The sequence below is a fragment of the Neptuniibacter sp. QD57_21 genome (genome assembly GCF_047778075.1).
Taxonomy (GTDB): Bacteria; Pseudomonadota; Gammaproteobacteria; order Pseudomonadales; family Balneatricaceae; genus Neptuniibacter.
This window is the reverse complement of the sequence record NZ_CP180549.1, coordinates 2,449,628-2,473,227: the sequence shown is the minus strand read 5'-3', so window position 1 is coordinate 2,473,227 and position 23,600 is coordinate 2,449,628. Positions and strand designations below refer to the sequence as shown.

Annotated in this window: 29 protein-coding genes; 14 read left to right on the top strand and 15 right to left on the bottom strand. The window is 43.6% G+C overall.

The annotated features are described in order from the left end of the window. Window positions 1-7: 7 nt before the first annotated feature. Both hypE and ACMXYS_RS11125 read left to right on the top strand, forming a co-directional pair. Complete coding sequence (gene hypE, locus ACMXYS_RS11130; RefSeq protein ID WP_415896537.1) at window positions 8-1,054, top strand: hydrogenase expression/formation protein HypE; 1,047 nt, start codon at window positions 8-10, stop codon at window positions 1,052-1,054. Next, window positions 1,054-2,793 carry a hydrogenase maturation protein gene (locus ACMXYS_RS11125; protein WP_415896536.1) on the top strand — a complete coding sequence of 580 codons (1,740 nt, stop codon included), beginning with the start codon at window positions 1,054-1,056 and terminating at the stop codon, window positions 2,791-2,793. Before hypE ends, ACMXYS_RS11125 begins: the two co-directional genes overlap by 1 nt. On the opposite strand, the gene ACMXYS_RS11120 is transcribed toward ACMXYS_RS11125, so the two are convergent. The 3 genes from ACMXYS_RS11120 to ACMXYS_RS11110 form a co-directional block, all read right to left on the bottom strand. Further along, window positions 2,783-3,181 (bottom strand): hypothetical protein, encoded by a 399-nt coding sequence (locus ACMXYS_RS11120; RefSeq protein WP_415883981.1) that lies wholly within the window; start codon window positions 3,179-3,181, stop codon window positions 2,783-2,785. The two genes, ACMXYS_RS11125 and ACMXYS_RS11120, sit on opposite strands and share 11 nt — an antisense overlap. A 163-nt stretch (window positions 3,182-3,344) precedes the next feature. Then, entirely contained in the window at window positions 3,345-4,547 is a 1,203-nt protein-coding gene (locus ACMXYS_RS11115) for an EAL and HDOD domain-containing protein (protein WP_415883982.1), read from the bottom strand. 149 nt (window positions 4,548-4,696) lie between these two features. Continuing rightward, window positions 4,697-5,002 (bottom strand): hypothetical protein, encoded by a 306-nt coding sequence (locus ACMXYS_RS11110; RefSeq protein WP_415883983.1) that lies wholly within the window; start codon window positions 5,000-5,002, stop codon window positions 4,697-4,699. 223 nt (window positions 5,003-5,225) lie between these two features. On the opposite strand from ACMXYS_RS11110, the gene ACMXYS_RS11105 reads away from it, so the two are divergent. Next, entirely contained in the window at window positions 5,226-6,155 is a 930-nt protein-coding gene (locus ACMXYS_RS11105; RefSeq protein ID WP_415883984.1) for an AEC family transporter, read from the top strand. A 15-nt stretch (window positions 6,156-6,170) separates the two neighbouring features. Here the strand turns inward: ACMXYS_RS11105 and ACMXYS_RS11100 are convergent, their stop codons facing one another. Next, window positions 6,171-6,419 (bottom strand): hypothetical protein, encoded by a 249-nt coding sequence (locus ACMXYS_RS11100; RefSeq protein ID WP_415896535.1) that lies wholly within the window; start codon window positions 6,417-6,419, stop codon window positions 6,171-6,173. Between the two features lie 209 nt (window positions 6,420-6,628). Here ACMXYS_RS11100 and ACMXYS_RS11095 point away from each other — a divergent pair, with 209 nt between their 5' ends. Continuing rightward, window positions 6,629-6,994 carry a VOC family protein gene (locus ACMXYS_RS11095; protein ID WP_415883986.1) on the top strand — a complete coding sequence of 122 codons (366 nt, stop codon included), beginning with the start codon at window positions 6,629-6,631 and terminating at the stop codon, window positions 6,992-6,994. Window positions 6,995-7,048: 54 nt separating this feature from the next. On the opposite strand, the gene ACMXYS_RS11090 is transcribed toward ACMXYS_RS11095, so the two are convergent. Next, window positions 7,049-8,116 carry a nucleoid-associated protein gene (locus tag ACMXYS_RS11090; RefSeq protein WP_415883987.1) on the bottom strand — a complete coding sequence of 356 codons (1,068 nt, stop codon included), beginning with the start codon at window positions 8,114-8,116 and terminating at the stop codon, window positions 7,049-7,051. A gap of 107 nt (window positions 8,117-8,223) precedes the next feature. On the opposite strand from ACMXYS_RS11090, the gene ACMXYS_RS11085 reads away from it, so the two are divergent. After that, entirely contained in the window at window positions 8,224-8,757 is a 534-nt protein-coding gene (locus ACMXYS_RS11085; protein ID WP_415896534.1) for a YaeQ family protein, read from the top strand. A gap of 84 nt (window positions 8,758-8,841) precedes the next feature. Here the strand turns inward: ACMXYS_RS11085 and ACMXYS_RS11080 are convergent, their stop codons facing one another. The 5 genes from ACMXYS_RS11080 to arfB all read right to left on the bottom strand — a co-directional run bounded on the left by ACMXYS_RS11080 (window position 8,842) and on the right by arfB (window position 10,552). Further along, window positions 8,842-8,940, bottom strand: a complete 99-nt coding sequence (locus tag ACMXYS_RS11080) for an IS3 family transposase (protein WP_415896533.1) — start codon at window positions 8,938-8,940, stop codon at window positions 8,842-8,844. A gap of 21 nt (window positions 8,941-8,961) precedes the next feature. Continuing rightward, a complete protein-coding gene (locus ACMXYS_RS11075; RefSeq protein WP_415898246.1) occupies window positions 8,962-9,045 on the bottom strand; it encodes a hypothetical protein in 84 nt (27 codons plus the stop codon). 35 nt (window positions 9,046-9,080) lie between these two features. Continuing rightward, entirely contained in the window at window positions 9,081-9,641 is a 561-nt protein-coding gene (locus tag ACMXYS_RS11070) for a DDE-type integrase/transposase/recombinase (protein WP_415898245.1), read from the bottom strand. A 14-nt stretch (window positions 9,642-9,655) separates the two neighbouring features. After that, window positions 9,656-9,964 carry a transposase gene (locus ACMXYS_RS11065; RefSeq protein WP_415882166.1) on the bottom strand — a complete coding sequence of 103 codons (309 nt, stop codon included), beginning with the start codon at window positions 9,962-9,964 and terminating at the stop codon, window positions 9,656-9,658. A gap of 174 nt (window positions 9,965-10,138) precedes the next feature. After that, window positions 10,139-10,552: an alternative ribosome rescue aminoacyl-tRNA hydrolase ArfB gene (arfB, locus tag ACMXYS_RS11060; protein WP_415896532.1), complete on the bottom strand. Its 414-nt coding sequence runs from the start codon at window positions 10,550-10,552 to the stop codon at window positions 10,139-10,141. A 128-nt stretch (window positions 10,553-10,680) separates the two neighbouring features. Between arfB and ACMXYS_RS11055 the strand changes: the two genes are divergently transcribed. Next, entirely contained in the window at window positions 10,681-10,902 is a 222-nt protein-coding gene (locus ACMXYS_RS11055; protein WP_415896531.1) for a hypothetical protein, read from the top strand. Between the two features lie 51 nt (window positions 10,903-10,953). Here the strand turns inward: ACMXYS_RS11055 and ACMXYS_RS11050 are convergent, their stop codons facing one another. After that, entirely contained in the window at window positions 10,954-11,175 is a 222-nt protein-coding gene (locus ACMXYS_RS11050) for a PA3496 family putative envelope integrity protein (RefSeq protein WP_415883990.1), read from the bottom strand. Between the two features lie 250 nt (window positions 11,176-11,425). Then, on the bottom strand, window positions 11,426-12,013 hold the full coding sequence (locus ACMXYS_RS11045) for a HupE/UreJ family protein (RefSeq protein ID WP_415883991.1): 588 nt from the start codon (window positions 12,011-12,013) through the stop codon (window positions 11,426-11,428). 369 nt (window positions 12,014-12,382) lie between these two features. Between ACMXYS_RS11045 and ACMXYS_RS11040 the strand changes: the two genes are divergently transcribed. The 4 genes from ACMXYS_RS11040 to ACMXYS_RS11025 all read left to right on the top strand — a co-directional run bounded on the left by ACMXYS_RS11040 (window position 12,383) and on the right by ACMXYS_RS11025 (window position 17,961). Beyond that, window positions 12,383-15,124 (top strand): GNAT family N-acetyltransferase, encoded by a 2,742-nt coding sequence (locus ACMXYS_RS11040; RefSeq protein ID WP_415883992.1) that lies wholly within the window; start codon window positions 12,383-12,385, stop codon window positions 15,122-15,124. Between the two features lie 180 nt (window positions 15,125-15,304). After that, on the top strand, window positions 15,305-15,706 hold the full coding sequence (locus ACMXYS_RS11035; protein ID WP_415883993.1) for a hypothetical protein: 402 nt from the start codon (window positions 15,305-15,307) through the stop codon (window positions 15,704-15,706). A 54-nt stretch (window positions 15,707-15,760) separates the two neighbouring features. Continuing rightward, window positions 15,761-17,269 (top strand): sensor histidine kinase, encoded by a 1,509-nt coding sequence (locus ACMXYS_RS11030; protein ID WP_415884645.1) that lies wholly within the window; start codon window positions 15,761-15,763, stop codon window positions 17,267-17,269. Next, window positions 17,266-17,961: a response regulator transcription factor gene (locus tag ACMXYS_RS11025; RefSeq protein ID WP_415883994.1), complete on the top strand. Its 696-nt coding sequence runs from the start codon at window positions 17,266-17,268 to the stop codon at window positions 17,959-17,961. Before ACMXYS_RS11030 ends, ACMXYS_RS11025 begins: the two co-directional genes overlap by 4 nt. 78 nt (window positions 17,962-18,039) lie before the next feature. Here the strand turns inward: ACMXYS_RS11025 and ACMXYS_RS11020 are convergent, their stop codons facing one another. Beyond that, entirely contained in the window at window positions 18,040-19,320 is a 1,281-nt protein-coding gene (locus ACMXYS_RS11020; protein WP_415883995.1) for an MgtC/SapB family protein, read from the bottom strand. A gap of 127 nt (window positions 19,321-19,447) precedes the next feature. Between ACMXYS_RS11020 and ACMXYS_RS11015 the strand changes: the two genes are divergently transcribed. From ACMXYS_RS11015 to ACMXYS_RS11000, 4 genes are all read left to right on the top strand, one after another. After that, the gene (locus ACMXYS_RS11015) at window positions 19,448-19,834 is read left to right on the top strand and encodes a hypothetical protein (RefSeq protein ID WP_415896530.1); all 387 of its coding nucleotides are present in this window, start codon (window positions 19,448-19,450) and stop codon (window positions 19,832-19,834) included. Window positions 19,835-19,930: 96 nt separating this feature from the next. After that, the gene (locus ACMXYS_RS11010) at window positions 19,931-20,275 is read left to right on the top strand and encodes a hypothetical protein (RefSeq protein ID WP_415883997.1); all 345 of its coding nucleotides are present in this window, start codon (window positions 19,931-19,933) and stop codon (window positions 20,273-20,275) included. A 30-nt stretch (window positions 20,276-20,305) separates the two neighbouring features. After that, window positions 20,306-20,653, top strand: coding sequence for a hypothetical protein (locus ACMXYS_RS11005; protein ID WP_415883998.1), 348 nt, complete (start codon window positions 20,306-20,308; stop codon window positions 20,651-20,653). A 46-nt stretch (window positions 20,654-20,699) separates the two neighbouring features. Continuing rightward, the gene (locus ACMXYS_RS11000; RefSeq protein WP_415883999.1) at window positions 20,700-20,999 is read left to right on the top strand and encodes a DUF1330 domain-containing protein; all 300 of its coding nucleotides are present in this window, start codon (window positions 20,700-20,702) and stop codon (window positions 20,997-20,999) included. A 68-nt stretch (window positions 21,000-21,067) separates the two neighbouring features. Here the strand turns inward: ACMXYS_RS11000 and ACMXYS_RS10995 are convergent, their stop codons facing one another. Together ACMXYS_RS10995 and ACMXYS_RS10990 are read right to left on the bottom strand one after the other, a co-directional pair. Further along, window positions 21,068-22,915 carry a methyl-accepting chemotaxis protein gene (locus tag ACMXYS_RS10995; protein ID WP_415896529.1) on the bottom strand — a complete coding sequence of 616 codons (1,848 nt, stop codon included), beginning with the start codon at window positions 22,913-22,915 and terminating at the stop codon, window positions 21,068-21,070. Window positions 22,916-23,070: 155 nt separating this feature from the next. Further along, window positions 23,071-23,472, bottom strand: coding sequence for a hypothetical protein (locus ACMXYS_RS10990; protein WP_415884001.1), 402 nt, complete (start codon window positions 23,470-23,472; stop codon window positions 23,071-23,073). Between the last annotated feature and the right edge of the window lie 128 nt (window positions 23,473-23,600).

Below are 23,600 nucleotides of genomic sequence, written 5' to 3'. Positions count from 1 at the left end.
GTTTTTCATGAGTACACAAACGATTTATACATCAGAGCTCGATCTGGTTAAGGGCAAGGTAGAGATGGCCCATGGTAGTGGTGGCAAGGCGATGGCCCAGTTGATTGATCAGCTGTTCCTACAAGCGTTTTCAAACCCTTGGCTAGAGCAGATGAATGATCAGGCAAGTTTTAGTTTGCCTGCCGGTAAAGTAGTGATGGCGACGGATAGTCATGTGATCTCACCGCTGTTTTTCCCCGGTGGTGATATAGGCTCGTTATCTGTTCATGGAACGGTTAACGATGTCGCTATGTCCGGCGCAACGCCTAAATATCTTTCAGCAGGTTTTATCTTGGAAGAGGGCTTTCCTCTGGCTGATCTGAAGACCATCGTAGATTCTATGGCTAAGGCAGCTGAAGAGGTTGGGGTTGCCATCGTGACCGGTGATACCAAGGTGGTTGAGCGGGGCAAAGGCGATGGCTGCTTTATCAATACAACCGGTGTTGGCGTAATTGAGGAAGGATTGGATTTTGGCGCAAATAAGGTGAAACCGGGAGATAAAATCTTAGTGTCCGGTACATTGGGGGATCATGGCGTTGCCATTATGTCTTTGCGTGAAAACCTCACGTTTGAGACGACAATCGAATCTGATTCTCAAGCGCTGCATGACCTTGTTGCTGATATGGTTGAGGCTGTGCCAGAGATCCATTGCCTTCGCGATCCTACGCGTGGAGGTCTATCTGCCACACTGAACGAGATCGCTCAGCAGGCCCGAGTGGGTATGCAAATCTATGAAGCGCAACTGCCGGTGAAAGCACAAGTTCAAGCAGCCTGTGAATTCCTAGGACTAGATCCGTTGTTTGTTGCCAATGAAGGTAAGCTGGTGGCTTTCTGCCCGGCAGATAAGGCGGAGCAGTTGTTAGAGGTGATGAAGGCACACCCTAAAGGACAAGAGGCCTCGATTGTTGGTGAAGTGACCGATGATCCATTGAGCTTTGTGCAGATGCAGACTGCCTTTGGTGGTAACCGTATGGTGGATTGGATCAACGGTGAACAGCTACCGAGGATCTGTTAATGCGTATCTTATTTCTAACCCACAGTTTTAATAGCCTGACTCAACGTTTGTTTGTTGAGTTACGCAGAGACGGTCACGACGTCTCTATCGAATTTGATATTAACGATGCAGTAGCAGAACAGGCGGTGGAGTTGTTTAAGCCTGAGCTCATTATTGCACCGTTTTTGAAACGAGCGATTCCCGAATCTATCTGGTCTCAGCATCGCTGTATTATCGTTCATCCGGGTATCAAAGGTGATCGAGGTCCTTCGTCTGTTGACTGGGCCATATTGAATCAAGAAACCTCTTGGGGCGTGACGTGCCTAGAAGCTAATGCAGAGATGGATGCAGGCGATATCTGGGCGTCAGTCGAGTTTCCAATGCGAGAGGCGAGCAAAAGCAGCCTTTATCGGAATGAGATTAGTGATGCAGCAGTGACTGCAGTAAAACAAACGCTGGAACGTATTCTATCGGGTGATTTCAAGCCGCAAAAACTGGATTATGATCAGCCTGATATCCTGGGTCAGTGGAACTGTTTGATGGCACAATGTGATCGCATGATCGATTGGCAAAACGATTCCACTCAAGAGATCTTAATAAAGATCAGAGCAGCGGATTCAGCGCCCGGTGTGCAGGATCGAATCGGTGGGCAGGATTACTACCTTTTTAACGCCTATGCAGAACAAGCGTTAGGGCAAGGACTGGCTGATGTGGGTTCTATCCTCGCTACTCGAGACGGTGCGATCTGTCTGAAAACTCGTGATGCTGCAGTGTGGGTGACTCATCTAAAACGCGTTAACCCAGAAGAAAGTGAATTCAACTTTAAATTGCCTGCGACTCACTTTTTAGCGAAGCAGCTTGCTTCTGCGCCTCAAGATCAACGTGTACCTGAATTGCCATTAGCACCTGAAACTATGCCTAATGGTGCAACGTGGCAGGAGATTCGGTACCGCCAAGAAGGCGATGTAGGCTATCTCTATTTTGATTTTTACAATGGCGCTATGGATAGCGATCAATGCAAGCGTTTACAACAAGCGGTGGCCTACGCAAAAGCCCAGCCAATCAAAGTGTTGGTGCTCATGGGAGGAGAGGAGTTTTGGTCGAACGGTATTCACCTAAACCAGATCGAAGCAGCCGAGAGTCCCGCAGAAGAGTCCTGGCGCAATATCAATGCGATGAACGACCTCTGTTTAGAGATCATCAACTCTCCTAACCAATTAACCATGGTGGCTATGCAAGGCAATGCTGGAGCCGGTGGTGTCTTTCTAGCTTTAGCCGCTGATCAAGTGGTGGCCCGCAGCAATATTGTGCTTAACCCCCACTACAAGTCCATGGGTAATCTGTATGGCTCGGAATATTGGACCTACCTCTTACCTAAACGAGTGGGTGATGAACAAGCGCAGCAATTGATGCAAAATCGCTTACCGGTATCGGCTACAGAAGCTGAACAAAGCGGGTTAATTGATGCTTGTATCAATGAGAGTAGGGAAGGCTTTTTAGACCGCATTAAGGCTGATGCTAAGTATCTGGCTACATCCGTTGAATATGCGCAGCGTTTGGCCCTAAAGAACTTGCAGCGTCAACAAGATGAGCTGCAAAAGCCATTACAGCAATACCGTGACGAAGAGCTAAACCAGATGAAGCTTAACTTCTTTGGTTTTGACCCTAGCTACCATGTTGCTCGCTACCACTTTGTGGAAAAGCTGCCCAAGGCTCGCACGCCAGCTTATCTTGCGAGCCATCGGGTGGTTAGTGGTTAAACGCCAGTTTATTTGGATTGGGGCCGCGATTTTTCACTACACAATTAGAACAATGGCTCTTTGCTGTGCAGTGGGAGGCTAAATCTTCTAGCTCCAAGAGTAGGTCTTCAACCTTAGATAGGATTTCTGTGTTAACCCTGTGTTCAATACGGTATTGGCGGGTAAAGTCATGTACTTCACCAAACTTAAACGTAATCGGTTGAGTTTTAATTTTGCAGGTATGAAGCGTAAAGTTTACTTGATTGCTGCTGATCAGTATTTCGGCTTCAACAGCTGGAAGGCCACAAAAACTAAAGCCTTTGTTGTCTAGGGTATTAAGAATAGCCTGAGTAAAAGGTGCGCAGATTTCGTTATCTGTTGCGCCTAAACTAGTAATGAAAATACTCATAATAGACATCCTGTCTTAAGAGGAAGGAGTCGCTTTATGGTATGAAAAGCACCTTGTATAAGATGCTTTGTATACCACTTGTATTTTAGCTCAGCATTAGAAGGCTCTAAACTACGAGTTTTGTTAGTTTAGAGCTTATTTGAAATAGCATTGATCTGAGTGCTTAAGATGTAGCGACTTTTTGGCTTTCTATGGCCCAAGTAATCGCTTCTGATTGAGCTTGCAGCAGTGTGTGCTCATCGACATGCCCCGAGAGATTGCTCCACTCATAACGAGTAAAGTTAATCACATCATTCAGCATCAAGCCGAGATTTCCTTTTCGATCTACCAGCGCCACTTTGGCTTCGTCGTTTAATGGAATATGTTCAGGCAGGATTTCCATTGGGATAGAGAAAAGAGCATCTGCACCCGACAGGATTCCAATGAGAAATGCGAGGCCTGGTTCGGTACTGTATTGAGGCGCGATATGCTCACACATCTTAGATCTAATCAGCAGTTCCCGGCATAATTCGTCAGGGACAGCTAAAGTACCTGATAGAGACACTATAACTGCCCAACGCTTCAATTCATTTAAGCCGAGCATTACCACAGCTTCACTGAGAGTTGAGATAGAGCGTTGTAAAGAGAAGGTAGCAGAATTAACGATCTTCAGAAGTTTTACTGCAAGTCGAGGATCTTTGGCAATGATCTCTTCTAGACCTTCTGGAGTTGCATCTGGATTATTTAGTTCGGCAAGTAATTGGATTATGGTTAATTCATTTCCACTTATGCGTTTTCCTTCAATACGTTCAGGAAATGCAAAGAAGTACCCTTGAAATAGTTGGAAGCCTAATTTTTTAAAGCGATGGAATTCGTTAAGAGTTTCCACCTTTTCTGCAAGCAAAGTCAGATTGTAAGGTGCCAGATGTTCCATTGTGCGGAAAAGGTTTTTCCCTTTGGTTTCAAGAACATCAATTTTTACAATATCGACTACATCCATTAAAGGCTTATAATCTTCGCTCCAAGTAAAATCATCTAAGGCAATTTTAAAGCCTTTCTCTGATAGCCCTCGAATCTGTTCAATGGTTTTAGCATTAATTGGAACATCTTCTATTATTTCTAAAACAACGTTATCTGCTGCAAAGCTTGGAAGTTCCTCCGAAAGCAGTTCCTCATTGATATTCATAAAAGCTGGAAGGACGCGTTGAGCACCTCTCTGGATAATTCCGGTATACGCGTTAAGGAGGACTTCACAGGTAGCGGCGGTGCCATCAAATAGCTCCCCGGGAGGGCAACCATTTGGATCTCGATAAAGAAGTTCATAACCAACCGTTTCACAGTTGGCGTTGAGGATTGGTTGTCTTGCTAACAGAGTTTGCTCTAACACCTAGGCACCTCGTACAACAATCAATTAGATAGTAGTTTCGAACTAACTAACTGACATAGTAGCGGAATTAACAAGTATGACTAGTGGTTTTAAGCCCGTTAGGTAAAAAAAAACCGGGCATAAGCCCGGTTTTTTTAGAAGGTTATCACTTACTTAGTGATCGCCTGAAGTTCAGCCATTGCTGCTTCGCGAGTTTCGTTTGCGATTGCAGTGAAAGCTTCGCCTTGACCTTTTAGAAGTTCGAATAGAGCTTTGTTAGCTTCCATGTTGAACTTGATTAGTTCTTCAGGAGTTTTTAGCTCTTTTGCTTTCTCAGCTTCGCCCTGGAAGAAAGAAGTTAGTTCTTCACCAGATTTTTTCTGCTGTTCGATAGATTTAGTGATCGCAGCAGCCTGAAGGTTCATCAGAGACTGAACGGCATCGAAAGATTTCTGGAAATCAACAGTATTAGTCATGATAGTTCTCTCTAAAAATTAATTTGTTGCACTGCACAATATGAGGCTCATTGTAGCTTGATTTTTGATCAAGTCAACACTTTTTTGTGCAGTGCACAAAAAATGTTTTAACTATATATTCCTAAACATAGAGTTCGGTTATGACAGAATGATGTCTGGACGTTAAGAGGACGAATTGGTCTAATTGGCGCTTTGAATTTTCTGGCTATAACGAGCAATTCTCATGGCAGGCATAGAAACAATACTGACGCTATTTTTGCTAATAGGTTTAGGTTATATCGGTAAACGTACCGTTTTAGCAGAGCAATCCTTAGCTCCGCTCAACACCTTTGTGTACTACTTTGCTGTGCCTGCATTGCTGTTTAATTCAGTCTATAAATTATCTTTGGATAGTTTGTTCCAGCCCCTTTATCTATTTGCTTTCCTCGTCGCTGTTGTTGCAACTGCGCTCACGGCGGCATTGGGGTGCGCACTGTTCTTCTCGGAGCGTAATAAAGAGGTACTTATCATTCGTGCTTTGAATGGTACCTTTTCCAATTACGCGTATATGGGCATTCCGATGGTGTTTGGTTTGCTAGGTGAAGCTGCTTATGGAGCGATGATCAGTATCATCTTGTTGGGAAATGTATTCCAGATTGGTGGTACGCAGTTTTTGATGGAAAGTCAGCGCCAAGAAGGAACGGGGTTAAAGCAATTTTTGGCTATTTTAGATAAGTCATTGCTGCGTAGCCCGATCTTCTTATCTACATTCTTTGGCGTATTGGTTTCAGCTTTTGCTATAGAGCTGCCTAATGTGCTGGCTTCTACCTTGGATTTGCTTGCCCCAGCAACAGTGCCTGTTGCTCTGTTTTGCTTAGGTGCGAGTTTAGAGTTTAAAACCCTTAAACAAAGCAAAGTTGAGCTGTTTTGGTTAGTGATAGTTAAGCTTGTTATCCATCCATTGCTCACGTTAGTCATTTTCAAACTAGCGGGCGTTGAGGATCAAAACTGGTTTTTAGCTGCTGTGATACTTGCTGCGTTGCCAACAGGTGCGCTCGCTCACGTTATGGCAATTCGTTATGATGTAAAAGAGAAAGAAACTTCCTTAACTGTCGTACTATCAACCATGGCTGCACTGGTTAGTGTGTCCTGTTGGGTAAGCTTTTTGATGTAATTCATGTGGCTCCGCTTATGCAGCTTGTTGTACATCATGAATAAATAACATGATCTCCTCAGGCTGCTGAGGCTGGTTAATTATCTCAACCACATGCTCTTTTCGATCATTCTTCAGATCGATGACCTCAACTGCTAAGTAATCACCGTCTAGTTTAAAGCTTTTCATCGCATAGCCTTGTTCTGCAAGTGAATCCATTAGTTTCAGTAGAACAAGATGTTTGTTTCTATGCGAAATTCCAAATAAATATCCGTTGATGATCATCTGATTATCCTCATCTGCGACTGCTTTTCGGAGCAGTTAAATTGCTTTATCGGCTGTCTATTTTCTGCTGATGTTGAGGCGTTGTCTGTATAGGAATATGCATACAAATTTTCATGCAATGGCTTTTTTCGAGCTTAAATAACCGATTCTTGGCTAAACTCAATGAGTGATGTGGATCTCTACTAAGTTTGATAGGAGGGATAACTCTAATGGCATTTGCGTTTTATGCACAGCGTATCTTTGTCACTCGATTTAATGCTGCAGTTGGTTTTTATTCCCAAGCCTTGGGTTTAGAACCCGAGTTTCTAGATGAAGATATGGGGTGGGCTGAATTTGAACTAGGTGCAGCCAAAATAGCCCTAGAATTGGTCGATGCAGACTCTGAGGATGCTAATGATCTGGTAGGGCGTTTTGTTGGGGTAACTTTGCAAGTTCAGGATATTCAACAGGTGTATGAGGAGATGACTCAAAGGGGAATCGATTTTGTAGCCCCTCCAGAAAAACAACCTTGGGGTGGGACCATAGGGCACTTTAAGGATCTTGAAGGAAATATTCTTTCAATTTTTAGTATGTAGTGTTTTGCAGTTCAGCTTAGATGGAAAATACAAAACACTACATCAAATAGCAGTTTAATCGTCCTGCTCTAATGCTTCGCGAAGCTGGTTGATTACCTTGCTGGGCAAACGATTGATAATGATTCGGCCGTTATCTTCATCAAATTCGATATCTTTACTGCCATTTAAATCGCCAAGGCTGCGCTTATTGAAATCTAAACTCCAGTTATCCGCTTTCACTTTAAGCTTCGCGAAGCGGTTGATAGTGCTGGTATGCGGTTGAAATTCCTGGCTAACATTATACGGGCCTTTATTGGCAAATGTGCCAAAGGTGCCTGCTGCTGTTTCTGCTTGTTCAGGTGGGATGTATGCATCAAACAAATTTTCAATGTCGTTTAGATTAGCGGATTCTTTTTCAGTACGTTGCTTAGAAAGGTAGCTAACTACATCCTCAACCACTTCCTCTTTACGATCACTCATATTGTTTTGGTTACAGAAATCTCGTGCTGCACGAATCAACTCTCCTGTTGATTTGCGTGAAGGGGTGACATCGGTACAACCAAACGCAGTCGAGAAGTAATGGGTGATTTCTCCTTTCTCTTTACTGCCAATAAAACTGAGGTAGCTGTCCTGCTTTTTTCTGTAAGTGGTTAAGTTGATCCGCGCACCTTGATGCAACTGGTCCAGGTTGATCTCCATCACCTCGGTTGGGTGAAGGTCATTATCAAAACCAATGCCTGCTTTATCGCGTACGAGCGCGATCAGCATATATTCGTAACGATCACTGGCATACATAGCAAACAGTACATATCCACCGTGAGCGGTATGAGCCGATGGGTTGTTAATAGCAACTGCTAGCTGAGACATACTTTTTTCTGTTAACTCAACAAAGCTCTGCTCGTTACATTCTGCATTAACAAAGCTTTCGAAAGCTGAGATAAATGGGTAGCCCTCTTCATTCTCGTGATTGAACGAGCCGTGAGTCAGACTAGAGCGACGGCTGAATGCAGAATTTAGTGTTTCGAATAGCTGGTTAGCGATCGGTTCAGTTGTAGGAATAACACCACCGCGATCTGTAATACGCGCAGGCGCATCTTCAGATTCTTTAACTAGTTCTCGAATAGCTAGATGTTTTAATTCCATGAATGACCTCAGCAGCATTGTCAAAAAAGCAGAGCAAGGATTGTATTTAAAACTCAGAGGAGATGCAGTATAAAGATGCCCCCAATCCAACGAATAAGGCTGAGTTCATGGCGCTTAAACCAACTATCCACAAAGTTTCCCTTAATTTAGTGGATATGAACCGGGATATTTATACGAGCGAAAAGCTAACAGTTGCCCTGCACCCATCAGAAACGGTTACCCGAATGATGGTGCGTATCCTTGCTTACGCGCTGAACTATGATCAAGACCTTGATTTCACCAAAGGCTTATCAGCAGCTGATGAGCCTGATCTTTGGATTGTGCGTCCTGATAACTCAGTGAGCTGTTGGATCGAAGTGGGGCAAGCTTCTCCTGAGCGCATGCGTAAGGGCGTAAGCCGAGCAGAACAAGTGATCCTCTATGCCTACGGTAGTGAAGTAGATATCTGGTGGGCTAAAAACGGTGATGGCCTAAAAGCTTTGCCAAAAACACAGGTATTCCGATTCGATGCCGAACAAGTGACTCAGCTAGAAGCATTGTGTGACCGTACGATGGAATTAACGATTACACTGAGCGAAAATCAGATCTTCGTAGCAGCCGGTGATAACCAAGTTGAAGTTGAGTTTAGTGCGCTTTCATAAAATTTCAGTGGCTAGTGGCTAGTGGCTAGTGGCTAGTGGTTAGTTGCTAGGGTGTGGAGCGCCCCCGATAAAGTGGACAGTTGCTTAAGATCGGAAGCCAACTGGAGATTCATACCCCAACGCACTGTGGCTTCTGATCGTATTATAGAAGCGAGAGATATACAGACCTATTTCTCTCGCCATTTCAGAACAGGTAATCAACCCTCACTTACGTGTACATTCCTTTTTCAACAACGAGAAGAAGCTCTCTGCACACGCATTATCCCAGCAGTTACCTTGACGAGACATACTGATTGTAACGCCTCTTTTCGTCAACCAGCTCATTACCCGCTCACTGCGATACTGACTCCCGGCTTAGCTTTATTCCAACTTTTTTGTAATGATTTCAGTACGATGTCCGCAGTTACTTGCCTTGAACATTCAAAGCCTACGATTTCCCGATTGTGTAAATCCATAACGACCGATACATATAACCAGCCTTCGCGACAGGCTACTTGGGTAATATCTGAGACCCATACGCGATTAATCTGACTCGGATTAAACTCCCTATTTAGCAGATTAGGCTGAGGCATCAAACCACCTTCTAAGCAGTAACGAGCCTTCCTTACAGCAAGTTGCGCCTTATACCCTACGCGCCTCAATAAACGGCAGAGGCGATTTTTCCCACAACAAAAGCCCTCACATAACAACGCATGCCATAATTTACGGTAGCCATACACACCTCGACATTGATCCGCTAACTCTAAAGCACGCGATAAGATCTTTTGATTCATCTGTTCCCGTAGGGATGGAATACGATTTAGCCAAGCATAATAACCCGAGCGCTGAACACCATAGAGCCTGCATAACCGCGACACGGGTAAGTAACTCGAGTACTTCTCTATACATGCAAAGCGCTCTACTTTGCTTCGCTGAAGTACTCTCGTGTCTTTTTTAGGATATCGACTTCCAGTTGAGAGCGTTCCAATTCCTTTTTAACTTTCTCTAACTCTTGTTCTAACTGACGGTAACTCTTACGAGGTGCAGTTTCATTCACCGCTTTAGGATCTTGAGCTGACATATATTGACGCCTCCAAGCACGCAATGTCCCTACCGCTATCGGAAGGTCCTCCACAAACTCAGTTAAGGTTAGCTCAGTTTTAAGTGATTCCAGCACCACACGTGTTTTAAATTCGTCACTGTAGGCTGTACGTTTTTTGAAATACATAAGACACCTCTAGCGTGTTAAAAGGTGTCCACTGAAACGGGGTCAGTCCAAGCTTTAGCTAAGTAGCAAAGCCCATCTCTGATGACTAGGCTATTTTGTGATGTTCTATGTTTTATTGGTCCAGAAAGGCAACCCTCATCGAAAGCATTATCAAATCGATGAAGCGTAAAAGCACTAATAATCCACTTTCCCGCGATTCTTTTTGATCTGCCCGCGCTGAGTTTTTTTATCAACGCGTTTACGTTGTGAGCTTCGTGTGGGCTTTGTCGCTCTTCTTGCTTTTTCTACAATGGTTGCTGCTTGGATAAGCTCTAACAGTCGTTGTTTAGCATCTTCCTTGTTACGTTCCTGATCGCGGGAATTTTGCGACTTAATCACAATCACACCTTCTTTGGTGATGCGTTGATCCCGATAGGCGAGTAGACGCTCTTTGTAGAACTCAGGCAGGGAAGAGTTTTTGATATCAAAACGAAGATGGATCGCACTAGAGACTTTATTGACGTTCTGGCCGCCGCTACCTTGGGCGCGGATAGCATTGAACTCTAGCTCATGCGGATAGATAAAAACGCGGTTGGTTATCTTTAACATGAATGTATTGTATCAATAGCCTTAAAAGGAATGAAAAAAAGATAGAAAAAAGTTCTGACAGAGTTTGAATAACCGCCATACCTGAACCATTCTTGATATACCACTCAAAATAATAGGGGGCGGAGGACATGGATTCCAAATGTAACCACTGCAGGCAGTTAATTGAATCCTCAATTATCAGTGAACCCCATCAACATCTGAACGTGCAAAGAGAGTCACCAAGTAGCAGCATCTATCGCTGTCAGCTATGTAATACGATGTTTGAATTCACAGAACACGAAATTTATTTACTGGATATAGTCCAGCCTGAGTCGGAAATAACTGAGCACAAACCATCTGCCTGTGCTTAATAACACAGGCAGATGCGTGTCATTATTAAATCAATCTAAGCTTCTTTCTAGTTAGTCTTTCCAGTCGTCATCGTCGAAAATTTCACGCAGATCTTTTTGCAGCTCTTTCTCTTCACGCATAGCTTCTAAACGACGGCGCTTAGCTGGATTGATGCTCTCTTTCTTGTAAATGGTCGATAGCTCTTCAGGCGCTAGTAACTCGTCTTCAAGTATGGATTCATCAGACCGGGTCTGTTGATTAGATTCGCTATTTATGGGGCCTTGGTGACTCATATCTTTGCCTCAGGGATAAACAAATCGATCTCTATATAGCCTGAGTATGGTACAGATTTAGAAATTGGAAAGGATTTATGCTGAATATGTTAGCTAAAGTCTCAAACGAGAAAAAAGTCGGGTAAAAATTACCCGACAAAGCACTTTGGGTGTGGTGAAGCAAAGAAAGGTGCTGGCAATAAGTTAGACAATCATTGCCAGCGAATAACGAAATAGCAGAAGTGGATGGCTATCTCGCTACAATAGTTGGTCAAGCGATCAGAAACATAGCGCCAAACAGTGCGATTCCTGTTCCGGCCCAAGCATTTAGTTTTGGAATCGTGCGGTTGATCTGATCAGCTAACGTCTTGCCTGCCCCAAATAGCAGTGCAGTACTCAACATAAAGCCTGATGCAAAAGCTGCGACACCGGCAGAACCTAATTCCGCGCCATGAGCTGAACCGTGATAGATCGCGAACACTGCAATCAGTGGCAAGGCTACGACGCTTTTTAGATTAATAACTTTGGATACCATGAGCCCCAACACTAATACAGAAACAGCGATGCCTGTTTCTATTGCAGGGAACATCAGGCCGTTAAGGGCTAGGAAAAAGCCAATTAATAGCATGCTGAAAAGCGTGAAAGGCACTAAGCGATTATCTTTCAGTTGCTGTTGGCCCGCCCAGAAACCTACTGCCAACAGTGCTAGAAGGTGGTCGATCCCAGTTAATGGGTGTAATAAGCCGGAGATCAAACTGGATTCCATTAATAGATTACTGTGAGCAAAAGCTGATGGGGCAATTAGTGAACCGGCGATTAGCGCTAGACTGGATTTAAATCGGGTGGAAGTTGTCCTCATTAGATTATCCTTTTTAATTTTTATGGATGAGGAGAGGCTGTGGGTACGTACTCTCGTTTCTAAGGTAACTGCAACTGAAGTGCCAAGTTTGAGAATAAAGAGGGATTGAGCTAAACGCCCGTAACAAGCCCTATTGAGCGTGGTTTAAGAATCTGCTGAAATGAATGTTGGCCTGTAAAGAGCCCATTTAGATAGCAAAAACGTATAAAGCTGGAAACTTAGTAACCAGTCAGCTACTGCTACAAAAATTGATCTTACTCATAAGTAGTGAAGTACTGTTTTTTATAAGACCTTGGTATATAGTTTTTGTTTTGCTGCGGTGCAGAAAGGAGTACACTGCACTCTATCCGTTTACGAGGGATTACTGGCGTGTCTACAAAATATCTTAAACGCTTTTTTAAACCAGCATCTATCGCTGTATTTGGTGCATCTGCCCGCGAAAATAGTATGGGCGGCGTGGTTCTTCAAAATTTACAAGAAAGCGGCTTTAAGGGGTCGTTATACGCGGTAAATTCTCAGGGGTATGACTCAGTTCATGGCGTTAAATGTTATAGCCAACTGAATCAACTACCTGAAATGCCCGAGTTAGCAATTATTTGTTCCCCACCGGAAACTGTGGCAGATATCATTCGCGCACTTGGCGCGAGTATGGTGAAGGCTGCCATGATCTTAACCGGTGGTCTTTCCATTGAAGATGAAAATCATCAAACTTTGCGTGATCAGGTTAGGCAAGCAGCTAAACCTTATGGCATCAGAATATTAGGGCCAGATTGTATGGGCATGCTGGTACCCGGCCATAATATGAATGCCAGCTATTCTCATGTGAATATCCTAAAAGGGAAGGTCGCTTATGTGGGCCAGTCCGGTATTTTAGGGACGGCCATGATCGATTGGGCCACCGGCCAGGAGATTGGCTTTTCTCATTTCCTTACTTTAGGTGGTGGCGCCGATGTCGATCTGCCTTCGGTGATCGATTATCTCGCTCAAGATCCTTATACCCATGCGATTTTATTGCAGCTGAATCGAGTAGATGGTTCCGCTAGGGATTTTTTATCAGCTGTTCGTTCTGCATCACGAAACAAACTGGTACTGGTACTTAAAAACGATACTTTTAGTGGCGAAAAATCCGGTACAGAACTCGCACCAGGTATTTACGATGATGATCAGGTGTACGATGCCGCACTGCGACGTGCAGGTGTTGTACGTGTTGAAACCTCTGATGAACTATTCAACGCGTTAGAAACCTTAACGCATATGAAACGTATGCGTGGTGAACGATTGGCGATTGTGTCTAATGGCACGGGACCAAACGCACTCGCGACAGAGCACTTGCTTAATAAAAATGGTCAGTTAGCGCATCTGACTGAGGAAACGGTCGAAGCATTAGCTGAAATTCTTCCGTCTCATTGGGATCGATCCAATCCGGTAGACCTGAACGCCGATGCTGACCCAGCGCGTTTTGCCGAGGCTGTACGTCTACTTACCAAAGATAAAAATGTTGATGTGGTGCTGATGGTGCATGCACCGACACGCCTGGCGCCCGGTGTTGAAACGGCAGAGCAGGTTATTCAAGTTGCTAAGAAAACCCCACGTAATGTCTTAACCTGTTTTATGGGCCGAGCAACAGCGATAGAAGCACGTAACCGTTGTAACGCAGCCGGTCTTTCGACCTTCTTAACGCCGGAAGAATCTATTGATGCTTTTATGTACATGGTTGAATTTCGCCGTAACCAAGAGGTGATGCGTCAAACGCCCCCTCCTTACATCGAGCAAAATACGCCTAACCATGTTAAGGCTAGAGATCTGATCCAAAACGCTTTGGCGGAAAATCGAGACTATTTACAGCATAAAGAAGCTTGTGCGTTATTAGATCTCTACGACATCCCAGTTTCGAATACTTACTACAGCGATAATATTAATGATGTCGTGAAACTGGCGAGGAACATTGAAAACTCTGTTAGAGTTAAAGCGCTGCACACAGATAACGTTTACCCGTTTAGTTACGATGAGCAGGGTAGTTTACGTTGGAAAGATATTGCCCAAGATCTCTATTCAGCCTCAGAGATAGAACATGCGACTACTCAACTCTCTTATCGAGTAGGTGAGAGCTATGGCCCAGAGCAACAGATGGGTTTCTGTATTCAGCAGATGAAGCGTGGTTTCCAATCCTTACAGATCAATGTAGGTATCACCCGAGATCCTACCTTTGGCCCAGTGATTGTATTTGGTGCGGGTGGGCATACGGTTGATGTACTCTCTGATCGTCATGTGATGTTGCCACCGTTGAATATGGCATTGGCACATCAGCTCATTCGCCAGTCACGTATTTGCAAAATTCTCGAAGAAAACAGCTATCGTCCTGAGCAAGATATGAAGCAGTTGTGTAAATTGCTACTGAATCTTTCTGAGATGGTGGTCGATCTACCGAACCTTAAATGCCTAGAGATCAATCCGCTATTGGTTAATAAAGCAGGTCTGTTGGCGACTGATGTTTCGGTATCGATTTCTACTGATGAAGGTGATCTATCGATCTCTCCTTATCCTGAACATCTCACCGAAGAGATTACTCTTAAACGCTCTGGCCGCAAGGCGATTATGCGTGCGATTCGTGGTGAAGATGAACCAAACCATCTCGAGTTCTATAACAAACTTAGCCCGCAATCTATCCGTCTACGTTACTTCTACAGCCGTGGTGTACCGACCCATCAGGAACTAGCGAACTGGACTCAGATTGATTACGACCGTGAGATGGCATTTATTATTTCTGTTCCACGTGAAGGTTCTAAAGAGATGGAAACTTTAGGTGTAGTAAGAGCAGTGACCGATGCCGATAACGTTCGAGCCGAATTTAGTGTCGTGATTCGCGATGATCTTCAAGGCGAAGGCCTGGGCGTCGCCTTAATGAGCAAAATTGTTGATTACTGCCGCAGCAGAGGAACACTGCAGATAATTGGCTCGACACTGCCGAACAACAAAGGCATGCAAAACTTGGCTAAGAAACTGGGTTTTGAGAACAGCTTCAATATCGAAGAAGACGTAGTCGATATGAAAATGATGCTGAATACACCCACGGAAGATTGGCAGCGCATGCGCCTTCAGTTGCCTCATTAATTAGGCAACTGATGTTTATTAGTTACCCCGTGGAAACTGGGGTGATGGTCTCGAAAGTGCCCGTCCTAATTTTTAGCCGTAAAGTATTAGACTTCACAATCCAATCCTTACAATTCACTGACATTCTTCTTTTTAAATGCGATTAGCCTACGTTTCAAAATTCTAATAAGGAAAATTGAAATGCTAGGGCAATATTCGGAGTTCGCTTTAACTTATCTATGGGTGTTGGGATCGATAACCACGGTGACTTTTGCACTCCCGTTGTTTTTTGTGCCTTTGACTTGGGCTAAGTTGATGATGTGGAGGGTTCCTGAAGACACTGATCTAGCAGAATACTTCGGACGTTGTGTAGGCGCATTTGTATTAGTGGTTGAGTTTTTTATTCTCAAAGGCGCTTATACAGAGGGTGGTTTGCAGTTCACATTTGATATGTTGGCTGTCGTCTTCACATTAATGTTAGTAGTGCATATTTATGGGGCAATTCGGAAGATACAGCCTATTACAGAAACCTTAGAAATAGGTTTGTGGGCCTTCTTACTCTTTGTGACTTACATTTGTTATCCCGTTTCATCCGGTATATAAACAAACCTCAGTTTTAAAAGTCTCAATCTGATTTTTGATGAGCGCTTGAGGCAGGTGGTAAAAACCTGTCTCCTTTTTGAGGGGATTTTTTTAGATAAAATGAGAGGGATATCATCGCCAAATTTGGCACTTTTATTGTTAATGCTCATATCAACAATAACGTTGGCTTTACTAGGAGTAAGAGCTCTTAACCAAGAGACCGCTTTAAAACAAATAGAATCACAGCATCGTCAGGAAATGACGATGAAGGCAATCGAAATCCAGCTTGCCCAAGAGATAGAGAGTGCTTTCCGTAAAGTAAGAGAGTCGATTGAGTCTAAAAATGGTAGTCGTCATGATCTCCGAAAATTGGTGATGAGCGACGGTGCTATCGATTTAACTTTGATCTACGATGATCAACTAAATAGAGTTTTTCCCCCTGATAAAATCCAAGCATTGCCGCGAGAGCAATACCTACTCGATCAGTTTGAAGCCGTTATAGAAAAGCAAATACAAGATATTTCTTTAGTGTCAGAGCCTATTACATTATCGCTAGGGTATTCTTCAGATCTTCGCTTGTTACATTGTTGGCAATCAGAATTAAATTACTGTGTTTTGCTTAAGCAGCGATGGTTAGCAGAAGAGTTGAAAGATGCTTTACCCAGAATTGATCAAACAGATCAGTTTCAGTTAAGTTCAGTTTCACAAAATAATAAGGAAAAGGCTAACCTTGAACAGCACGGTGCCAATCTAACTTGGCCCTTAAGTGGAATTTTTATCGATTGGCAACTTATATACCAACCACTCGATGCCGACACACAACACCTTCAACCTGTATATGTAGCCATCTTATTTCCTCTAATTGTACTCATGCTAGGGCTTGGGGCTTGGTTATATTGGGTACAGCGATGCTCTATTAAAGAAAATGAAAGAAAGACTGATTTTTTGAGATTAGTTGCACACGAGTTTAAAACGCCGCTAGCAAATCTGAGGCTTTATTCAGATCTTGTTCGCCGAAGCGAGTCGCATAAAGAAACATTAGGTTATATGGATGTATTTGATGCTGAATTTTTTCGTATGCGACGCTTTTTAAATAACGCCATATTATTCGAACATGCTGACCTGGTGAGTAAGCCTAAACTTGAGACCCTTGATTTAGAGCCTTTTATCCATCAGCTGATTAACCCTTTTGAGCCACGACTGAAACATAGTGGTATCGATTTGACCATTGATATTCAATGTACAGCTAAGGTGACAGTAGCTCGTGAAGCCCTTGAATGCTCGGTGGTAAATCTCGTTGATAACCTTATTAAATACGCGCCGCACCAGCCTGCGCAACTGGATTTTTTGCTACAAAACGATAGCTTGATGATAACCTGCAGAGATGGCGGGGACGGCATCACAGCAGAGCGCCAAACAAGTTTGTTCCAATATGATCCCCAGAAAACTAAAAGCGAAGAAGGGTTTGGTCTTGGCCTTGTTGTAACAAAACAGCTTATAGAAAATGCAGGTGGTCAGATAAGTTACCAAAATGTAGAGCACTCCGTTTTTACCATTCAATTGCCGATAGAAGAAAGCCAATGAAAGTATTAATTGCTGATGATGATCTTCATCTAAACCAAGGCTTGGCGCTGTTATTACAAAAAGAAGGTTTTGAATGTCATACCGTGAAAAATGGTAAAGATGCACTGTATCAGCTTGGTGAATACAAACCTGACTTATGCATTTTCGATGTGATGATGCCCTATCTGAGTGGCATAGAGCTTTGTGCAGTTATGCGTGAAAGAGGCTTATTTCAGCCAGTGCTTCTTCTTACTGCATTTGATGAGCAAGTTGATAAGATCGAAGGTTTTCGATTAGGTGCTGATGATTACATGACAAAGCCTTTTAACCCTGATGAGCTAATTGCACGGGTCACTGCTTTGGCTCGGCGAGAACAGTACCTTAAATCGAGAGAGCCTGCACAATCGAAAACATTTCAACTAGGTGAGTTAACCGTTGATACTGACTGTATGCTACTAAGCTATGTTGATGAAAAAGTCTGCTTGAGTAAGCGTGAACTTGAGTTTTTACAGCTGCTTCACGCAAGTGGAGGGCGAGTACTATCGAAAGACGAAATTTTGGACAAATGTTGGGGTAGAGCTTATCTACCTAATAGCCGAACTTTGGATCAGTTTCTTTCGGTCTTAAGACAAAAAATGGAAAAAGATTTAGGAGCTCCCAGAATCGTACAAACGGTTTATGGAATGGGATATAAATTAAAAGGCGTCGGATAATTTTGATGGGAATATAGTTAGTTATTCCCAAATGTTCCTCGTGTTGCTTTAATTACCTTGTGTGGTCGTTAGGGGTATTTATGCTAGATGCGTAGCATAAATAGTCAGAGCGCCAAGTAAGATGGCGCCAAGCATTGCCGGTGCTGTTCGAATCGATAAGGATCTGTCACCGGCAAATATTACGATCAGCATCTTAACTAAGCTATTCACTGTAGCCGCTATAAATATTCCAGCTAAAGCAATTTCTACGTCTATCGATTTAGGTGTCTGTCTGCCTAGTGTCAGAGTAATGGGATCAACATCGGTTAAACCTGCGATGGCTGATAAAAGCAGTGTTCCTGTATCTCCAAACCACTCTGTTAGTGCTTGTGAGAGCAGCATTACCAGCATTAAGACAAACCCAAAGAAGACCGCAGAGCTTAGTGCTAGTGGGTTACGTTGAGTTTTGATGCTGTTCGTTTCTCCATCACTGTATTTAAGCCATATCCAGAGCGCAGGAAGATAGAAACCAACCATCATAATAAGCATAGAGGGCCATAGCTGATATGTTAGTGGAGCATTGATGACGAGCAATACCATTAGAATTCGAGGGAACATTGTTCCACAACTGAACAGAATTCCGCTTGCTAGTAGTGGGCAGAGGGAGCGTTGTTCCCTAGAGAGGTTAGAGAATTGGATCGTTAATGCAGTTGAAGAACTTAGCCCTGCAAAAACGGACGTGAACATAATACCACGCCGAGCTCCTCCAATTCGGATTGCAAAATAGCCTAGAAAAGAGATGCTGGCGATCAGTACGACTAGCCACCAGATCTCATAAGGATTAATGGCGTTCCAAGGGCCATAGCCCTCATCAGGTAGGATCGGTAGCAAGACTATTGAGATTAATAACAGCCTTAAGCCAGCGTCTAGTTCATACTCTTCAAGCTTATGAAGTGCCGAATGCAGCTCGGGCTTACCATCCAGAATCAACGCTACGATCACGGCGGCTGCCGAGGCAATAACAGGTTCCCCAGACACGGCGAGCGCTCCAAGCGTATAGGTAATTAATAGGCCAACAATACCCGTGATACTAACGGTGTTGCTCTCTTTATGACGGATACTGAAGGCGACGGCGAGAATAATAATCAGCGGAATTAAGCCGAACCCAAGTAGCCAACTTGAAAAGTCCTTGGCAAGTGCAGCGCATAAACCGCCATATAATCCAGTCAAAGCAAAGGTGCGAATCCCTGCAATACGGCTTCCCTCAGAGCGATGGCGTTGAGACCATCCACGCTCAATGCCTATGATCAAGCCTAGAGCCAAGGCGATAAGAAGGGACCAGAATAGATTGATTGGTGTAGAGAATAATGAAACATCCATATTTTAATATTGAGACAGTTTTGGCGTTATCGCCAGTTAGCAAGGGTTTGTGTTATTAATAGGGTAAATGGAGGCGGAGTGAAAATCTGTCCACAATCCATTTAATCTTAGTGTTCAAGGATGAATTATGAAGAATTTAATATTAGTTGTAGGAATCATTGGTGCAGGTATGTACGTGTACCAAGCGCAGTCATCACAAGTTGATCCAAATATCACCGTCAAAGAGCTGCTTGATAAAGTCTCAACGGAGACCGTTTACCCAAGTGAAGTTGAGGTCGCGTTTAGGAATGCCGTAATTAATGTATGTGAAATAAACGGTAAAGATCTAGCTAATGGTTTTGGTTCTGTCGAGCAATGTAAATCAAATTTCCAAACTAAAGCTAGGGAGGCTTGTTTTAGCAAAATAAACAGTTTTGATAATAAAGTTTACACCTCAAGAGCCCCATTAAAGTCAGACTTCAGTACTTTTTTTCAGTGTTCTATGAGGCGAATTGATATATTGGCTGAGGATTAAACGCTCAAGTAAGATGACGTTTCAATAATGGAGTAAAGTTTGGGGTTGATGATATCTATTGTTTGCCTCGTAAATAATAACTTTCAAGGAGGAGCTATGGCTGAGTCATCAGGTGGTGGTGAGTTAGGTATTGGTTTAAGGGATATAAAAAATGCTGGGCAAAGGCTTAAAGGACCTGACGGGTTAAACGAGCAGATTAAATTCAATCAGCACCAATTAAAATTGCGAGTGGTCGGTGGCTTATTTACGCTGCTGATAATGTCTTGTTTCTTCTCGTGGTTTTTCTGGATGCCTGAGTTCGTCAGGTGGGGGGCAACAGCACTAACCCTGATTTCATTTCTGATTTATCTCTTAATCTATATTCGCCAGAAAAATCGTATTGCTCGTATTAGAGAAGCTCAGTTAAAAGAGCACCGAGAAACAAAAGAGGGTAAGGTTTAACGAATAGCTGGTTGATAAGCGCAGGTTAGAATGAAAAATTTATTGTTAATTTCTCTGTGTCTATTCCCTCTTCATGTAATAGCTCAAGATAACTGGTCTCAAATTGAAGGTAGTTATGTGCTAACTGGTTCCGAACTTATCGACCCAGATCCCAGTACACCTCTTAAGACGCATCTTCGTTTTAGCCTAACGGGTAAGGTGGCTCAGGATCTCTATCAAGCGATGGATGTTGATGTGGTGATTGATGAATGCACAGGACTACCGAGTAAATCGGTGAAGGATATGCGCTGTTATTTTGAAAAGTCGGATGACAGCTATTTGTGTGATTTTTCGATTGATATAGCCGAACAAGTGATTGGTTATGGTTTAAGTTGTTAATCCCTTAGCCTTTTTAATCCTATCCAAGGTAAGTGGAGTTTTCTGTATGTCCAAAGCTTACAACATTGTGAATATTGTCAAAATTTACGATAAGAAGAAGTTCTATGAATATGTGGTAGGCCATGTTCCAACATTGGAAAAATTCGGCGGTAAGTTTCTAGTCAAAGGCGATTTCGGCGAAGTATTAGAGGGCAGCTGGGATAGTAACCTTATAGTTATTCAAGAATTTCCATCAGTGGAGTTGTTTAAAGCTTGGTATGATTCCGATGAATATCGGCCGTGGCGAGAGTTAAGACAGTCCTGTGCTGAGGTGAATGTTATTTTGACTCAAGGTTGTTCCGACTAAGTTCATTTTGGGGTTTAGAAAGAACTTGATCCAGCCAGTTGGGGCTGACTAGATCAAGCTGTTCTGAATTACACAATAAATTTAGAGACCTCCTCGCGCATCTGATGAGCTTGGGTTTCTAAGCACTCGCAGTTCCTACAGCTCTCGCATGAGTCGGACAGTAGTTGCTCAGCAGAGGAGGAGATCCGCTGTGTTGCATCTTCTACGCCTTTGACTGTGTACATCTGCTCCTCGGTTGCTCCAGCAATTTGAATCACCATTTCGCGTATCTCATCCATGGCATCTTTGTTGGATTGCATTGTTGAATTGGCTGCGCCAATGGAGTTGTTCATCGTTTCACTAAGCTTCAAGCTGCTTTGCATGGCTACTTCAGATTCTGTGACATGCTGCTGTAGGGTTTCAATCATCGATTCAATCTCTACAGTACTGCTTTGCGTGCGTTGCGCCAGTGTTCTCACTTCGTCCGCAACTACTGCAAATCCACGGCCTTTATCGCCTGCTCGGGCGGCTTCAATTGCGGCGTTAAGCGCGAGCAAGTTAGTTTGCTCAGTGATATCTCTGATTACGCTTATGACATTGCCGATCTTAGTGCTTGATTGGCTGAGTGAGTGCATTAGATCGCTGCTTCGGCTGATATTGTTGGTAAGCTTTTCCATCTGCTGGTGGGTTTCAGCCATGATCTGGCTACCTTCATTCATCTGTTGATCAGCATTGCTAACACTGTCTTGAACTTGGGTACTGCTGGATGCAATTAGCTCTACTGCAGTGACGAGTTCTTGCACGGCTTGGTTCACTGCGATTGTATTATTGCGCTGTTCCTCTATGGCCGTTTGGGAGCGTTTACTCAGCTCAACGGAATGATGTGCGCTGCTTTCTACTGTCTCGCCTTTCTCTTTTATTTCGCGAACCAGTCCTGCCGTGGTATCAATAAAATCATTAACCGAATGAGCGAGCTCGGTCACTTCATCTTGACCTAGGAGGTCTAGATGTTGGGTGAGATCACCACCGCCATGGCTGATATTAGACATTTTGGAATTAGCGGTTTGTAAGCGATTAAGTACGCGGAAGGTCTGCCATAAGAGTAAGCCAGCGATGATGGCTGTGAGGGCTGTTGCCATGCCGACACCTTGCATTCGCGAGGTATGCAAAGCGTTAGAAATAGCACCTTCAAGGTCGGTGTAGATGCCCCCAAATAAAGATTCTACTTCATGAATACTGCTGCGAAGTTCACCGCGTAATCCTGAATTTTGGTCTAAACCACGTTGTTGCAGTGCTTCTGCCAAAGCATGGGCGGTGTCTTCAAATGTCTTTACACTGTCAGCGGCAGGCAGATTGACTTGCTGCATGTAGTTATGGGTATTTTTTAGGCTTTCGCGCAGCAGAGTCTTTGAGTTGAGGTCGTAACTATTTTGGAAGTCATTTTCTAACAAGATAAGGTGCAATATCTTAGAGATTGCCTGACTATCACCGGTGTTGGCTACTTTTTGATGGAGTGTTCTTTCTGCCTGATTAAAGGCTCCACGTAAGCCACTGTCCTTATCAAGGCCAATTTTTTTATCGAGCTCTACCAGAGCTATCAGTTTTTGTTGGTAAATATCGAGCTGATGTTGTGCTGCGCCTAAGTCTTTTTGAACTTCTGGGGCGTAGGTTAATTGTGATGCAAGTGAGTCGATATTGTTACGCATAAGAGCAATACGTTTTTCAAACTTATCCACGTATTTAAGTTGTTTGCGTAAGAGAAAGTCTTTCTCGTGTCGACGTAGCATTAACATGTCGTTGGTGAGGCCCTTAGCAACAGCGTATTGCTGACCCAAACCAGAAATACGGCTGCTGGTCTGCCAGAGCATCCAAGTCATAGCAGCCATAGCAACAATGACCAACAGGGAAACAAGAATAAAAGCGCGGCGGATGGACATAGCTACCTCCTTGTCGTGGGCTTACTTCCATGTCATAAAACTGTAATGAATTTGAATATAGTCAGAGAATGGGGAAGTTGCCAAAAATTGTAGGAGGTTTTTTTTGGGGTGAGGTTTTAAACAAGAAAGCTTGAACAAAAGTGCTTTTTTAAAGCTTAGGGATTTAGTTGTGTTAGCAGCGTACGGGCTAGTTTTTCCATCTTATCTAGACTGATGTCGGCTTTTTTCAAAAAGGCAGGGTCATAGTGATCGGGATTAGACCAGTGTTTACCACTGATTTGGCAACGTTTGGCTAACTTATCAATCCCAAGGTCTTCGAGGGTAAAGCCAAGTTTTGTCCATAACAGGGATAGGTGGCGCTCTGTTTTATGGTCCCGTTTACCGCAATCATCTAACTGGCGCATATAGACTGCGGTCTCACGTGCTGCAGTGATGACACTTCTAAGAGCAACGATAGATTCTTGCTTGCGTGCTTCGTTGGCGCGGTAGAGATTAGCAAGCCATTTAGTCGCGTGATTAAAAAGATCTGAGAGCGCTTTTCCCGGTAGTAAGTCCATAAGTGTTAAAGCATTTTCAATCCGTTGGCTGGAAAGTCTAGGTTGACTGGAGGCGTTATAAAAAGCAAGGAAATACTGTTGTGACTAGTGTATTGGATAGGCATAAAAAAAGGCCGCTAAGCGGCCTT